At 69.0% G+C, this 532-nt stretch carries 1 protein-coding gene; it reads left to right on the plus strand.

From position 1 onward, the window contains the following. Positions 1 to 532 (plus strand): glycosyltransferase family 4 protein (locus DEQ92_RS21750; protein ID WP_147299566.1); only part of this gene is annotated, 532 nt, incomplete at both ends.

Genomic DNA, 532 nt, shown 5'->3' on the forward strand with positions numbered 1-532 from the left:
TCGACGCCGACGTGCTCCACCTCAACCTGATGGGGCCGCGCTCGGTCTGGTACGCGCGCCGCGCCCGGAAGGCGGGCGTCCCCGTCGTCGCGCACACCCACGTCACCGCGGAGGACTTCGGCGACAGCTTCCGGTTCACGAACGCGCTCGCGCGGCCGCTCAGGCCGTACCTCCGCCGCGCGTACGGGCTCGCCGACCGGCTGATCTGCCCCTCCGAGTACAACCGGTCGGTGATCGAGGGGTACACCGACGCGCCGACGACGGTCGTCTCGAACGGCGTCGACCGGGGGAAGCTCGACGGGTTCGAGTCGCTGGAGGCCGAGTACCGCGACCGCTACGACCTCGGAGGGACGGTCGTCTTCCTCGTCGGCAACGTCTTCGAGCGGAAAGGACTGACGACGTTCTGTCGCGTCGCCGAGTCGACGCCGTACGACTTCCCGTGGTTCGGTCCGTACGACACCGGACCGCACGCCTCGAAAGCTGTCCGGCAATGGACGACGAATCCACCCGAAAACGTCACGTTCACCGGCTG

The sequence above is a fragment of the Haloferax sp. Atlit-6N genome (genome assembly GCF_003383195.1).
Taxonomy (GTDB): Archaea; Halobacteriota; Halobacteria; order Halobacteriales; family Haloferacaceae; genus Haloferax; species Haloferax gibbonsii.